The following is a 14010-nucleotide window of genomic DNA, read 5'->3' as shown; positions in this document are numbered from 1 at the left end:
CAGTTCCGGCGCACCCGCAACCAGGGGTGGTTGCAACGGTGGACTCGCTGCACTCCTCCACCGAGACTCGTCTCACACGGTTCGACTCACCGCCGGGACATCGGGACAGGAATCCGTATGAACCGAACCGCAGTAACAGTTTTTCGCTTCGACCACAGACGGGTCGTGAGTTTGCAGACGTCGACATCACACTATTGTCGATTGCCATTCTCCGTCGTCGGACACCCGATCGTCAGACTGATCGACGATCAGTGTCGAAATCGGTGCCGTCGATGTTTTACTGGAGAGAACGACAGGCAGATCGTTTGTTGGAGAAAACGACAGACAGATCGTGATCGACTCGCGTTCACGAGTCGATTCGACGCTCCTCGAGACAGTTCGTTCCTACGGCGTGAGCTGTTTCGGGTTGACGGAATCGTACTCGAGATCCGACTGGGCGAGTACGGCCTCGTTGTCGGGGAGCAAAGCGGTGATCAAAAGCGGGGACTCGTCGGTAAAGTACTCGAGCAGTCCCGTCGCTCGTTCCGCGTCGAACGCGCCGAGCGTGTCGATGACGAGGATGGGGACGGCGTCGGCGACGTCGTAGGCGATGTAACCGGCAAGCGCAAGCACGAGCCCGACCATCTCACGCTCGCTCTCCGAGAGGTTGTGGATGGTATCCTGGCGGGTGACGCCGTCTTCTTCCCGAGCGACGATCAGATCGAAATTGCCGTCCAACCAGACGCGTTCGATCGCTTCGTACTCGAGCAACTCGATCAACTCGTCCATCGCCTCGTTGAACTGGGTCTGGAGACGTTGCTCGAGGTTTTCGATACGCTCGGTGAGCGTGTGGATCTCGTCTCGGAGCGACTCGATGCGTTCACGATTCCGTTCTCGTTCCTCACGATCGGCTTCGAGGTCGTCTATCGTCGACTCGAGGCGTTCGATATCCGTCTGGACCGAGTGTAACTCGACGCGGGTCGACTCGATCTCGTCGGTCAAATCGCTCGTTTCGTTCTCTTGTTCTGCTTCCTTTCTGGTGAGTTGCTCCTCGGTGGATTCGATCTCCGCTTCGAGCGCTTCGATCTGTTCGCGATTGGTCTCGAGGGAATCTCGCCTGTCTTCGAGCTGTTCTTCGAGGGATCGTTTCTTCGACTCGAGGGTTTCGACCCGGCGTCGAGCCTCGTCGACGGCGTCGATCTGCTCGTTGATTTCCCGGAGGCGGGGCTCGTACTCGGCGCGGCGTTCTTTGTCCGCCTCGATGAGTTCGGTGAGATCCGCGACCGTCTCGTCGAACTCCTCGGCCGTCGCCTCGTTGCCACACGCCCAGCACGTAATCGTATCACCGGTTAGCCCGTGTTGTTGGCCGAGAACACCGGTGTACGCCGAAGACTGCATCTCCCGGTTTGCGGTCAACACCGATTGGAGGATGTCGAGGCGATTGGTGATCTCGTCGAGGTCGTCTCTGATCGAGGCCTTCTCAGACTCGAGTGACTCGGCGTCGTACTCCGAGACGGTCTCTCGGGCCTCCTCGAGTTCGGCTTCGATGTCGGCGATCTGGTCGGCGAGCCGATCGATCGCGTCCTCGTAGTTTTCGATTTGCGTTCGGTAGTCCTCCCGTCTGGTGACGAGCTGAGATCGGGTTTCCTGAAGCTCTTCGAACTCCTCGTCGTCGGTGATCTCCCGCTGTTTGTCCCGCAGGTCGTCGAGCGCCGCCTCGAGTTCGACGGCGGTCTCGCGTTTTGTCTCGAGCTCCCGTTTTCGGGCGGCGATTTGCTCCTCGACGTTTGCCTGGGATTCGATCTCCGTTGCCAGTTCGTTTTTCTCGACGATCTTCCGTTCGCGTTCGGCCTCGAGTGCGTCGATATCCATCGGGCCTTTGAGGACGTCTTCGAAGTTCTCGTCGTTTCTCACCGCCGAGCGGACGGTGCTGAACTCGAACAGGCAGGCGAACTGTTCGAACAACTCGATGTCCTCTGGGTCGTCGATCCAGCCTTCGCCGTCGATTTCGAGGCCGTGGCCCGTCTGTGTCGCCGTTCGAACGACCGTTTCCCCGTCCAAAGAGAGTTCGACTCGCGCCGTCTCCGCGTCGTTTTTGATCGGGACCGTCGATCGACCGAGGCCGAACGCGACCGCCTCGAGAAACGACGTCTTGTTCGAGGAGTTCGGTCCGGTGACGACGTTGAGTTCGTCGGTGAGTGTACAGTCGACCGAGTCGATTCCGCCGACGTTCTCGATAGAGAGCGTGAGTTCACTCATTGGTGTACCTCCATGGACGCACAGTCACAGAGTTCGCCGCGCGAGATCGCCCGCCGGAGGGGAACGCGTGTCTGACAGGATTCACATTCGAGTTCGACGTCGACGTGGACGGTCGTCTCCTCGCCGCCACGGATCTTTCCCTTTCGCTCGAGTGAATTGACGGCCGAGACGATCTTCTCTCTGGCGTGATTGCGAGCGATCTCGATTGCCTCGCGCTCCCACTCGCTCTCGTCCTGTTTTTCGTACTCCGCTCCGAGGCACTCGAGGAGATGGGTCCGAAGGACGCCGTAGGAGACGAAATCGTTCTGTAACCGCTCGACGTCGATCCCCTCTCGCTCGAGCATCGACGCGACCTCGCTGCTCGTCGTTCCCCCCTCCTGGAGCCGATCGTACTTCGATTCGGCCTCGTCACCGAGCGTCGACAGTCCGACCTTGTCCATCTCTCGGCGGAGGAGAGTGACGTTCAACCACCGGGCGAGCTGTCTGTATCCCTTTCGTTGGGAACCGTCGCCGCGCCATTCCTCGAGCAACCGTTCGTCGTAGTGGTCGAGATCGTGATCTGCAAGAACTCGACAAACTTTACAGCCGTATTCAGTATCCATATCCGACCCTATAACCCCGCGAAACAAAAGTGTAACCGTTTGTATTTGCTAAAACAAAGAACGTATCGGTGTTGGGAAAGCGACCGATGACCACGGTTTGTCCAGTTCCCGCTGTCGTTACGTCGAGATCGAATCCGGTCAGTTGTACTCACTCGTCGAGACAGTACAGACCGATCGCGGTTTCTCCGTGAGACTGTTGCGTAAACGGTGCGATGGGACCGTGAGGACAGCTCGCCGATACTCGCGTGAAATACGACCGACCGCGATCGAAACGAAGAGAACGCATCCGACGGTGCCCGACTCGAAAGGGAAACTGTGCGGTTACTGTGCGAGGTAGTTTTCGATCGTCGTCATCCGGTCCGTCTCGATCATGTACTCCACGTTCGAGACAGTCTCGAGGGTTCGGACAGTATCGATCAGGGCGTCAGCGTCCCGGTTCGAGGAAACGGTTGCGACGGCGTACAGGTCGAACGAACCGATACCACGACAGTTCATCCAGAATCCCATATCCGCCAACGCCTCGAACGTCTCTCCCTTTGCACCCTCGCTATCTTCGGCCGAAATGAACAACCGGATGACTTCCCACCCGTGCTGTTTCGGGGCCGTCAACAGGAGGATCGACGTCGTTTCGAACAGTTTGGAGACGCGGTATCGAATCCCTTCGCCGCTCATTTCGAACCCCTCTTCCTCGAGTTGCTCGGCGATATCCGAGTACGGGGTCCGTGGGTTCTGAACCAGAATGCGCAGAATAGTGCGGTCGATTTCGTCCAACCCGTCGAGTTCCTGTGGCATGATCATATGTACATATGCACACGAAATAAATCCTCGCGTTTTGAATATCCACATCGGACCGGTTATCACAGAAACGGGCCCGGCAAAATCGGTACCAGCGAAACACGATCCTGCTTTGGGTGCACCGGAAAATCGGGACGGCAATTCCGACGACCGGACGGCTCCCCACAGGAAGCGAGACGTGTTGGAGAGACCGTCGGAGACGAAACGTGTTGGAGAGACCACCGGAGGAGTTCGAACTTACAACGAAAACCGAAGAGATATCGCCGACGCCTACGCCTCGGAATCTCCGGCTGATTACGTCACTCCTGAAACGTGTCTCCGACGGCTGAAATCGAAAAACCGTGGGAATTTATTACACATGCCAGGACATATACCACCAATGCCAAAGCGAATAGGCTTCGATGTCGGTGGAACATTCACCGATTTCGTATTGAAAGACGACCAAACCGGCGAACTCGACGTGTACAAGTATCCGACGACCGTCGACGACCCGTCCGAGGGGGTACTAACGGGCCTCGAGGAATTTCTCGCGAAAGCGGACTCGGAGATCGACGACGTCGAACAGCTCATCCACGCCACGACGCTCGCGACGAATACCGTTCTCGAGCGTGACGGTGCGGATACGGCGTTGTTGACGACGGAAGGATTTCGGGACGTCCCGATTCTGGGCCGACAGAAACGCTACGATCTGTACGATCTCTTTATCGAGAAGCCCGACCCGATCGTCGATCGGGAGAACATCTACGAAGTCGAGGAGCGACTTCACCCCCGAGAGGGCGTGGTGACGCCACTCGACGAGGCCGAACTCGCGTCGCTGGCCGAGGATCTCGAAGAGGAGTACGAGTCGGTCGCGGTCAGCTTTCTTCACTCCTACGAGGACGACAGACACGAGCGTGCGGCGGCGGAAGTCATCGAGGACGCCGCGCCGGAGCTGTACACCACGCGGGCGTCGGGAATTTCGAAGCAATACCGCGAGTACGAACGGACGAACACCGCGGTGGTCGACGCCTACGTCAAACCCACCGTCCAGCAGTACCTGAGCAAGATCGAAGACGATCTCGACGGGCAGGGGTACGACGGCTCGTTCTTCATGATGAAATCGAGCGGCGGGGTCGCGACGCCGAAGATGATCCAGCAGTCGCCGGTTCAGATCATCGAGTCGGGACCGGTCGCCGGTGCGCTCAACGCGGCCCACATCGGCGAACACGTCGGCCACGAGAACGTCTTTTCGTTCGACATGGGTGGGACGACGGCGAAGATCTGCTTTATTATCGACGGCCAACCCAAGCGAACGGACGTCTTCGAGGTCGACGAAGCCGAGATGAAAGAGGGCAGTGGCCTTCCGATCAACCTGACCGTCATCGACATGATCGAGATCAGCGCCGGTGGCGGCTCGATCGCCGCGGCAAGTGACACCGGCCGGATCACCGTCGGCCCGGAAAGCTCCGGTGCGGAGCCGGGACCGATCTGTTACGGTCGTGGCGGCACCCAGCCGACCGTCACCGATGCCGACCTCGCGCTTGGCTACCTCAACCCGGAGTACTTCCTCGGCGGGCGGATGGAGATCGACGTCGACGACGCGCTCGCCGGGATCGATCGGGACATCGCGGAACCGCTCGGAATGGATACGTACGACGCGGCGTGGGGTGTCAAGGAGATCGTCGACAACGCGATGACGCGAGCGAGCCAGATTCACGCCTCCGAACGTGGGATCGACCCCCGCGAGTTCGGCATGATCGCCTTCGGCGGCGCCGGTCCGTCCCACGCGGCGTTCATCGCACACGAACTCAACGTTCCGAAAGTGATCGTGCCGCCGGGTGCAGGCGTCGCGAGCGCGGGCGGCCTGCTCGTCGCCGACATCGAGTTCCACCTCGATCAGACGTACATCACCGAACTCACGCCCGACGGCCTCGAGCACGTCAACGAAATCTACGACGACCTCGAGGCCCGCGGCCGTGAACTCGTCAAGGAAGCGGGTGGCGACGATACCCGGATCGAAGTCGAGCGCGAAGCCGACATGAAGTACGTCGGCCAGGCACACGAACTCGGCGTCGAACTTCCGTCCGGGGCGCTTGGCTCCGGTGATATCGAGACGATCGAACAGCGGTTCCACGACACCTACGAGCGGACGTACGGCTACAGCGACGAAGGCGAGGATATCGAGGGGATCACGTGGAAAATTACGGTTCGGAGCCCGACCGAGTCGATGTCCCTCGAGACGGCCGAGAGCGGGTCGGCTCGTGCGAGCGACGCCAGGAAGGGAACGCGAGAGGCGTACTTCAAGAGCGCTGGCGGCTTCACCGAAGCCGCGATTTACGACCGGGAGAAACTCTCCCCCGGCGCCGAACTCACCGGCCCCGCAGTCATCGAAGAGGTCAACTCGACGACCGTCGTTCCACCGGGTGACGTCCTGACCGTCGACGAGTACGGCAATCTCGTCGTCGAAATCAACGAGGTAAGCGACCATGAGTGAGACAGATACGGACGCAGAGATCAGTATCGACGCCGACGAACTCGATCCGATCACGTTTACGGTCATCTGGGATCGACTCGTCGCGATGTGCAACGAGATGGGGAAGGTCCTCCAGCGAACCGGGAAGAGCGAGGCCGTCTCGCTCGGTCAGGACTTCTCGACCGGCCTGTTCGACCGCGAAGGACGGATGGTCGCACAGGGCAACTTCAGCCCCGGTCACCTCGGATCGATGCCGTACGCGGTCCAGCACGTGCGAGAACGGTACGACTACGACGACCTCGAGCCAGGCGACGGAATCCTGTTGAACGACTCCTACATGGGGTCGGGCCACTTGCCCGATATGTTCCTCGTGACCCCGGTGTTCGTCGACGACCGGATCGAGGGGTTCTCGGTGACGATCGCCCACCACATCGACGTCGGCGGAATGGCACCGGGATCGCAGGCGGTCGAGGCGACCGAGATCTATCAGGAGGGACTCAGGCTGTTCCCGACGAAGGTGATCTCGGAGGGCGAACTCGAGCGATGGTTCGTCGACCTCATCGAGGCGAACGTCAGAATCCCGGACAAAGTGATCGGCGATCTGAAGGCCCAGCAAAACGCCAACCATCACGGCGCGACCCTGTTCCGGGAGATCATCGAGGAGTACGACCGCGAGACGATCTACACGTGTATCGACGAGATCATCGAGCAATCGGAACGGCGCGTCCGAGAGGACCTCCGGGAGATGCCCGACGGCGAGTACACCTTCGAGGACGTCATGGACAACGTTCGCGTCGACAGCGGACCGGTCGACCTCGAGGTGACGATCGAAATCGCCGGCGACGAGTTGATCTTCGACTACGAGGGGACCGACCCGGCGACACAGAGTGCGATCAACAGCTACATCAACTACACCCGGGCGTACTCCGCGTTCGTGCTCAAAGCGATCACCGAGAAGTACCTCCCACAGAACGAGGGGATCATGCGACCGATGACCGTCCGCGCGCCGGAAGGGTCGTTCCTCAACCCGGAACCGCCGACGGCGGCGAACGCTCGGCCGATCATCAATCAACGAATCGTCGAACTCAATCTCGGTGCGGTCGCCAAGGCGGTGCCCGACAAAGTGATCGCGGCGAGCAGTCACTTCGGCAATCCCAACTTCAGCGGAGCGGATCCCGAAACCGGCGAGCAGTTCATCCTCTATGACTTCATGATCGGGGGCGTCGGTGCCTCCGCTCGCAAGGACGGCGAGGAGGGCATCTGTTCGTCGTTCAACGTCACCAACATCCCCGTCGAACTCCACGAAACGCGGTATCCCGTCGTCATCGACCGCCTCGAACTCATCCCCGACTCGGGCGGCGCCGGTAGACACCGCGGCGGGCTGGGCCTCAGGAAGGACTTCACGTTGTTCGCCGAAAACGTCTCGTTTACCAACCTGTTGGAACGGACCGAGTCCCAGCCGTGGGGACTCGAGGGCGGCGAAGGCGGTGACAGCGGACAAACGGTCCTCAACCCCGACGACGAAGCCGAGGAACTCCATCCCAAGGGTCAGTTCGAACTCGAGTACGGCGACACCGTCAGCTTCCAGCTCTCGGGCGGCGGCGGCTACGGCGATCCGCTCGAGCGCGACCCCGAAGCGGTTCGAGAAGACGTCCTAAAGGAGTATATTACGCCCGAGGAGGCCTACGACGTCTACGGCGTCGTCTTCCACGACGACGCGGACGAACCGCGCGTCGACGAGGCGGCAACCGAGTCCCGTCGAAACGAATTAGCCGCCTGACGCCGTCGGGACACCCTTCATTACGGACAGTCGGTACTCGTTTTCGTCGAAATGCGGCCTCCAGTACGGTCGGAAAACAGGTGACACACACCGTTGTTACCGTCGGGACTCCTCGCTTAACGGCTCGCGCTGAGAATATGTGTTCGTAGCGAAAGTCGAGTCGTCGGCTTACTCGAGGCTGAGTCCCGAATCGACGGGCAAGACCGCACCGGTCGTCGTCGACGCCAGATCGGAACAAAGGAACAGACACGCGTTTGCGATTTCCTGTGGCGTCGTCAACTGTTCGTAGGGTTGTTGCTCGAGGAGGTCCTCGATTGCCTCCTCCGAGAGCGCGTCGGGATCCCTGATGAATCCCGGTGAGACGACGTTCGCGCGGACGCCGACCGGCCCGAGTTCCCGTGCGGCTTCCTCGACGAGCGCGATCAGGGCCTGTTTGCTCGCGTCGTAGGCGGCGAGATTGGTACTTCGCATGATACCGTCACACGCCGAGACCGCGACCAAGGCACCGCGGCCCTGCGCTTCGAACTTCGGGGTCGCCGCCTTGATCGTGTTGAACGCTCCCGTCACGTTCACGTCGAGGTGGCGCTGCCAGTCGTCGACGTCGGTATCCGCGATCGAACTCCGGGCGATGACGCCGACGGTGTAGACCAGACCGTCGATCGGCCCGATCGCGTCGAAGGCCTCGTCGATAACCGCCGCGGTTTCTTCCGGGTCGGTTACGTCACACGACCAGGCCTCGTGGCCGTCACCCTCGAGTTCCTCGAGTACGCTCTCGGCCTCCTCGGACGCGCTGTTGTACGTGAATCCGACTGTGCCACCGGCGTCGGCGACGGTGTGAGCGAGCGCTCGACCGGAGTCGGACGTACCGGAGAGGACGAGTACCGTTTGTTCGCTAAACATGACATAAATGTAAACCTCGCGTACGCACATCAAGCTGAGGGATGCGGATCGTACGTCCGTTATTTTGGAGACGAAGACGACGATCCATTCGATTTACGTATGTGGGATTCTAACGTGTGACTGTTCATGCACACTGTAGCGGTAATCGGTGGAAGCAACGGCGGGTATGCCGCCGCCGCGGACTTCGCCGAACAAGGACACGCGGTCCAGTGGTACGTTCGTTCTCCGGACAATCACGCGGCTGTACTCGAATCGGAGTCGGTCACGCTCGCAGTCTCGCCTCGCTACGAGGGGACGAGACGAACGGCGGGCGAACGGACGACCGTCTCGCTCTCGACCGTCACGACAGATCTCGCCGAGGCAGTCTCGGGTGCGGACGCGGTCGTCGTCCCGCTCCCGACGACGGCACAGCAAGGGCTCTTCGCGGACCTCGTGCCGACCCTCGAGGACGACCAGGTCGTGTTGCTCTGTCCCGGGAACTTCGGTTCGTCTCTTCTCCGACAGTCGATCGACGAACTCGAAGAGCCACCCGAGAACGTCACCGTCGCCGAAACGCCGACGCTCCCGTACGTAACGCGTCGCTCCGACGATGCCGAGTCGACGATCAACCTCGACGCGGTCGCACTTCCCATCGGCGCGTATCCGGGTGAAGAGACCGATCGCGCACTGACAGTCGCCGAACAGCTCTACGAGTCGGCTATCCCAGCCGAAAACGCACTCGACAGCGCGTTGAACAACAGCAATTCGTGTGTCAACGCCGTTCCGACGGTACTCAACGCGGGCGCGATCGAAAACGACGAGATCCAATCGTTCAACATCCACCGCCACGGGATCGGCGACGGCGTCTACAACGCCTTGATGGCACTCGACGAGGAGCGTGTACGGATCCGAGAGGAATTGGGCTACGACGAACCCCACTTCACGCAGGACGAGTACTATCGTCCGGAGGAGGCCGACGGCGGACACTTCTACGGGAGAAACGCCCGCAAGGCGCTGATGAGTGCCGATACCTTCAGCGAAGACCCGCCGTCGCTCGACGACCGATACGTTCACGAAGACATCAGCATCGCGACGGTGTTGTTGGCCTCGGTCGGCGGGTTCCTCGACGTCGAGACGCCGACGATCGACAGCATCGTCACCATCGCGCAAGCCCTGATGAACGAGGAGTACAGCGAGACCGGACGAACACTCGAGCAACTCGGCCTCGCCGATCTCTCGCAGGCGGAGTTCGAGCAGGTACTCGCCGAGGGGGGGATGCCATGACGGACTCGGCGCCGCCGATCGTCGTCGTGGGTCCGGGTCGGATGGGTATCGGCATCGCCCAAGTGTTCGCTACGGATGGGCGAGCCGTTCGTATCGTCGACGTGAAAGAGCGTACGGAGTCGGAGTTCGAGGAGAAAGTCGAGTCGGTCTCCGAGACGATCCGATCGAACCTCGAGTTTCTTGGCGCTCGAGGCCATTTCGATGGCGATGCAAGCGACGTGCTCGAACGAATCACCGTCACGCGCGAGGCGACGGCTTCCCTCGAGACGGCAGAGTGGGTGTTCGAGGCCCTTCCTGAAGACCCCGAAATCAAACGCGAGTTCCTCGACTCCTCGGCCGACGCAATCGGCGATGCGGTCGTCGCGACCACGACCTCTTCGATCAGTGTCGACGAACTGGCGGACGCGGCCCCGGCCCCCGAGCGACTGCTCATCACCCACTGGCTCAACCCCGCCTTCATCGTCCCGCTGGTCGAAGTTGCACACAACGAGCGAACCGACGACGACGCGGTCGACCGGACGGTCGACCTCCTCGAGGCCGTCGGGAAGGAGCCGGTCACCTGTTCGGACAGTCCCGGGTTTCTCGGCTCGCGCATTCAGGCGGCCGCGATGAACGAAGCGGTCCGAGCCTACGAGGACGGCGTGGCCTCGCCCGAAGAGATCGACCGCGCGCTTCGGACGGGAGTCGGTTTCCGGATGGCCGCGATCGGATTGATCGAGTTCATCGATCTCGGCGGTGTCGACATTCTCTACTACGTCAACGAGTACCTCGAGGACGAACTCGGGGAACGATTCGAGAACCCGGACAGCGTCGTCGAGAAGATGGACGCGAACGACCTCGGACCGAAGACCGGTGCCGGCTACTACGACTACGACGGGGACGTCGACGCCGGGGAACTGAAAACCGAAACCTACAGCCGAATGCTCGAACTCGTGGAGGCACTCGACGATGAGTGACGTCGACGTCGTCGGAATCGATCGCGTTCTCATCGCGACGAACGGCCTCGAGGCGAGCACGCGCCAGTTCACGGAGTTGCTCGGAGTGGAGTTCGGGGCGACGATCGACCCGCCGACGAAGCCGGTTGCAAACCGGACGAGTCGGATCGGCGTCGAGTTCGTCTCCGGCGAGGACGGCTCGGGTATCGAGCGGTTTCTCGAACGAAACGGGCCGGGACTGTACGCGTTGTCCCTCGAGGTTTCCGACGTCTCAGCCGCACGCGAGGCGCTCGCGGCGGACGGCGTCGAACCCGTCGACGAGGTCGATCTCGATGGATTCCACGAAGTGTTCTATCATCCATCCTCCTTCGAGGACGTGATGCTCATCCTCACGGAGTACGATCAACCACACCCGGCCGAGTCGGCCGCCGCCGAGTCGGGATGGACCCGCGACGGGAACGACTGATACGGTCTGCTGTAACGATTTACCGGTGCAACCGCGACCCGGGTGATGGTTGCGCCGGAACTGACTGACAGCAAACCGTCTGAGGCCGTCATATCCTCGAGGCCGTCTCGTCTCCGATAAGGCCGGCGATCTCCCTCATCTCCCTCGGGCTGGCTCACGAGTGGCTCTGGGCAGAGATCACGTCCATTTCGAAGAGAGTGACTCGAGGGGAGTCGTTCGGCGACGGCGACTCGAGGAAAGCGATTCGGAAGATGGCGACTCGAGAAAAACGTCCGATGGGCGGCCTACAGGGTTATCGACGCGTCGACGACCGACAGACCGTCCTCGTAACAGAAGACCGGATTGAGGTCGAGTTCCGAAATTCGTGGGTTCTCGGCGACCAGCTCGGAGACGTCTACGAGCAAGTCGACGAGCGCGTCCTGGTCGACGGTGGGGTTGTCCCTCGCACCCTCGAGAATCGCCGTACCGTCGATCTCCTCGATCATCCGCCGGGCGTCGCGTTCGGTCAGTGGCACGCCGCCGAACGTGACGTCCTCTAAGACTTCGACGAAGATGCCGCCGAGCCCGAACATGACGACCGGTCCGACCTCCTCGTCCTGAATGGCCCCGACGATTACTTCGACGCCCTCCTCGAGCATCGGCGAGACCAACACGCCGTCGATCGTCGCCTCGGTGTCGTAGGCCTCGGCGTTGGCCACCAGTTCCTCGTAGGTGTCGCGGACGTCCGATTCACCGGAGACGCCGAGGGCGACGCCGCCGGCTTCGGTTTTGTGCTGGATCTGCGGGGAGACGATCTTCATCGCGAGTTCCTCGTCGAACCGATCGGCGGCGTCGACGGCCTCCTCGGCGGAGGAGACCAGTTCGTAGGGGGCGACGGGAATGTCGTACTCTTCCAGTACACCTTTCGCCTCGTGTTCGGCGAGGACGGTGGCGTCCGTCGCTTCCTCAAGCGCCTCGAGACCGTCCGCATCCGACCCGGCGTCGAAATCGCTCCGTTCGTCTGCCGACGCGACGGCCTCGCTGTACGCCGCCAGCGCCTGGAACGCGAGCGATGCGTCCCTGAACGAGTCGTAGACGGGAACGTTTCCGTCGCGACAGATCGCCAGCGCGTCCGACTCCTCGGGCGTGAACGTACTCTTGACGACGACCGGCTTGTCGTACTCCGAGGGCAACTCGGTGATCCGGCGGGCCGACTCGATCTGGGCCTGGGCGGAGGCGTCGTCCATCGGGAGTTCGATCCCGGTTCCGCCGACGCCGTAGCCGCCGTACCCACCACAGATCATCAGCCCGTCGATGTTCGGATCGGCGAGGAGAATTTCCGCCGCATCACCGTGTAGCGACGCCGTGTCCCCGGTCACCATCGTGTCGATCGGGTTCTCGAGGTTCGGAGAGTAGGGGAACAACTCGGCGAGTTCCTCCTGGGTCTCCTCGGTCAACTCGGGGACGTTCAGGCCGTGTTCGACGAGGGAGTCGGCCGTGATCGTCGCGACCCCGCCCGCCTCGGTTATAATCGCGATATTCCGCCCGGAAAGCGTCGGTGCATCGGTCAGAGCCTGGTAGACCGGAACGACGTCGTCGAAGCTCTCGACGGTGACGATGCCGGCCTGTGCGTAGACGTCCGCCACCACGTCGGCGTCTCCGGCCAGCGAGGCCGTGTGTGACTCCGCGGATGACTTTCCGGCGCCGGTACGTCCGCCTTTCAGGAGGATGAGCGGTTTCTCCTGGGTGAACCGTTTTGCTTCTTCCAGGAACGCACGCCCCTGGGACATTCCCTCGACGTAGAGGACGAGTGCCTCGGTCGAGTCGTCGGCCGCGAAGTACGGCAACAACTGGTGGAACTTCAGATCGGCTTCGTTCCCGATCGAGACGAAGTGGCTGAGGCCGGTGTTGTGTGCCGCATTCGTCGCCACGCCCAGATTCATCCCGAGGTTTCCGCTCTGGGAGATCACCGAGAGGCCACCCTCTCCGTAGCTCGCATCGATTCCCAGACAGATGTCACTCGGGACGTTCACCATCCCCATGACGTTCGGCCCGAGGAAGCGAATCCCGTGTTCGTCGGCGATCTCGACGAGTTCCTGTTCGGTATCCTCGTTGCCCACCTCGCTGAACCCGGCCGAGAAAATCACCGCACCCGCGGCGTCGGCCTCGCCGGCGTCCTCGAGAACCGTCGGGACGGCACCGGCGGGCGTGACGACGTAGACGAGGTCGACGCGGTCGGGAATCGACGACACCGACGGGTGAACCTCCCTCCCGAGTATCTCCCCCTCGTAGGAGGGATTGACCGGGTACACTTCCCCCTCGTACTCGGATTCCACCAGGCGTTTGGTCGCGATGTACCCTCGTTTGTTTTCGTCGGCTGAGGCGCCGGCGATGGCGATCGACTGGGGATCGAGCAGACGCTCGACCCGCTGTGCTGAATACTCGCGTTCGTCCATACGCTCTCAATTCACCCAGTTCGTTAATATAGATTGTGAATAGCACACAGCACAGGCACTTAGGAACCCAGACGGGGACGCCTGCTACCTCGACCGTTCGGTTCGATCACAGTCGTAAGCAGGTCGGCCGGGACGAGGGCCGAT

At 61.4% G+C, this 14010-nt stretch carries 10 protein-coding genes; 5 read left to right on the top strand and 5 right to left on the bottom strand.

Annotation, left to right across the window (positions count from 1 at the left end; translation table 11 throughout):
• Positions 1-384 precede the first annotated feature (384 nt).
• The 3 genes from AB7C87_RS17895 to AB7C87_RS17885 form a co-directional block, all read right to left on the bottom strand.
• Complete coding sequence (locus tag AB7C87_RS17895; RefSeq protein WP_369730866.1) at positions 385-2238, bottom strand: archaea-specific SMC-related protein; 1854 nt, start codon at positions 2236-2238, stop codon at positions 385-387.
• Positions 2235-2840 carry a rod-determining factor RdfA gene (gene rdfA / locus AB7C87_RS17890; protein WP_369730865.1) on the bottom strand — a complete coding sequence of 202 codons (606 nt, stop codon included), beginning with the start codon at positions 2838-2840 and terminating at the stop codon, positions 2235-2237. Before rdfA ends, AB7C87_RS17895 begins: the two co-directional genes overlap by 4 nt.
• A 321-nt stretch (positions 2841-3161) precedes the next feature.
• Positions 3162-3632, bottom strand: a complete 471-nt coding sequence (locus tag AB7C87_RS17885; protein WP_369730864.1) for an Lrp/AsnC family transcriptional regulator — start codon at positions 3630-3632, stop codon at positions 3162-3164.
• A gap of 382 nt (positions 3633-4014) precedes the next feature.
• Here AB7C87_RS17885 and AB7C87_RS17880 point away from each other — a divergent pair, with 382 nt between their 5' ends.
• Both AB7C87_RS17880 and AB7C87_RS17875 read left to right on the top strand, forming a co-directional pair.
• Positions 4015-6108, top strand: coding sequence for a hydantoinase/oxoprolinase family protein (locus tag AB7C87_RS17880; protein WP_369730863.1), 2094 nt, complete (start codon positions 4015-4017; stop codon positions 6106-6108).
• Complete coding sequence (locus AB7C87_RS17875) at positions 6101-7867, top strand: hydantoinase B/oxoprolinase family protein (protein ID WP_369730862.1); 1767 nt, start codon at positions 6101-6103, stop codon at positions 7865-7867. Before AB7C87_RS17880 ends, AB7C87_RS17875 begins: the two co-directional genes overlap by 8 nt.
• 168 nt (positions 7868-8035) lie before the next feature.
• On the opposite strand, the gene AB7C87_RS17870 is transcribed toward AB7C87_RS17875, so the two are convergent.
• Entirely contained in the window at positions 8036-8767 is a 732-nt protein-coding gene (locus tag AB7C87_RS17870) for an SDR family NAD(P)-dependent oxidoreductase (RefSeq protein ID WP_369730861.1), read from the bottom strand.
• A 126-nt stretch (positions 8768-8893) separates the two neighbouring features.
• Between AB7C87_RS17870 and AB7C87_RS17865 the strand changes: the two genes are divergently transcribed.
• Genes AB7C87_RS17865 through AB7C87_RS17855 form a run of 3 tightly spaced genes read left to right on the top strand, consistent with a single transcriptional unit; the run spans position 8894 to position 11431 of the window.
• Positions 8894-10030 carry an NAD/NADP octopine/nopaline dehydrogenase family protein gene (locus AB7C87_RS17865; RefSeq protein ID WP_369730860.1) on the top strand — a complete coding sequence of 379 codons (1137 nt, stop codon included), beginning with the start codon at positions 8894-8896 and terminating at the stop codon, positions 10028-10030.
• Entirely contained in the window at positions 10027-10986 is a 960-nt protein-coding gene (locus AB7C87_RS17860; protein ID WP_369730859.1) for a 3-hydroxyacyl-CoA dehydrogenase NAD-binding domain-containing protein, read from the top strand. Before AB7C87_RS17865 ends, AB7C87_RS17860 begins: the two co-directional genes overlap by 4 nt.
• Complete coding sequence (locus AB7C87_RS17855; RefSeq protein WP_369730858.1) at positions 10979-11431, top strand: VOC family protein; 453 nt, start codon at positions 10979-10981, stop codon at positions 11429-11431. The genes AB7C87_RS17860 and AB7C87_RS17855 overlap by 8 nt, the downstream gene beginning before the upstream one ends.
• Positions 11432-11715: 284 nt before the next feature.
• Here the strand turns inward: AB7C87_RS17855 and AB7C87_RS17850 are convergent, their stop codons facing one another.
• A complete protein-coding gene (locus tag AB7C87_RS17850; protein WP_369730857.1) occupies positions 11716-13866 on the bottom strand; it encodes an acetate--CoA ligase family protein in 2151 nt (716 codons plus the stop codon).
• Positions 13867-14010 lie beyond the last annotated feature (144 nt).

This window comes from Natrarchaeobius versutus (assembly GCF_041205745.1).
GTDB classification, from domain to species: domain Archaea; phylum Halobacteriota; class Halobacteria; order Halobacteriales; family Natrialbaceae; genus Natrarchaeobius; species Natrarchaeobius versutus.
Note: the sequence above shows the minus strand (reverse complement) of the source record. Positions and strands in the feature narration are given on the sequence as shown.

Coding starts and splice junctions, on each gene's coding strand:
- AB7C87_RS17895 (WP_369730866.1), bottom strand. CDS start 2,238: ATGAGTGAACTCACGCTCTCTATCGAGAACGTCGGCGGAATCGACTCG.
- rdfA (WP_369730865.1), bottom strand. CDS start 2,840: ATGGATACTGAATACGGCTGTAAAGTTTGTCGAGTTCTTGCAGATCAC.
- AB7C87_RS17885 (WP_369730864.1), bottom strand. CDS start 3,632: ATGCCACAGGAACTCGACGGGTTGGACGAAATCGACCGCACTATTCTG.
- AB7C87_RS17880 (WP_369730863.1), top strand. CDS start 4,015: ATGCCAAAGCGAATAGGCTTCGATGTCGGTGGAACATTCACCGATTTC.
- AB7C87_RS17875 (WP_369730862.1), top strand. CDS start 6,101: ATGAGTGAGACAGATACGGACGCAGAGATCAGTATCGACGCCGACGAA.
- AB7C87_RS17870 (WP_369730861.1), bottom strand. CDS start 8,767: ATGTTTAGCGAACAAACGGTACTCGTCCTCTCCGGTACGTCCGACTCC.
- AB7C87_RS17865 (WP_369730860.1), top strand. CDS start 8,894: ATGCACACTGTAGCGGTAATCGGTGGAAGCAACGGCGGGTATGCCGCC.
- AB7C87_RS17860 (WP_369730859.1), top strand. CDS start 10,027: ATGACGGACTCGGCGCCGCCGATCGTCGTCGTGGGTCCGGGTCGGATG.
- AB7C87_RS17855 (WP_369730858.1), top strand. CDS start 10,979: ATGAGTGACGTCGACGTCGTCGGAATCGATCGCGTTCTCATCGCGACG.
- AB7C87_RS17850 (WP_369730857.1), bottom strand. CDS start 13,866: ATGGACGAACGCGAGTATTCAGCACAGCGGGTCGAGCGTCTGCTCGAT.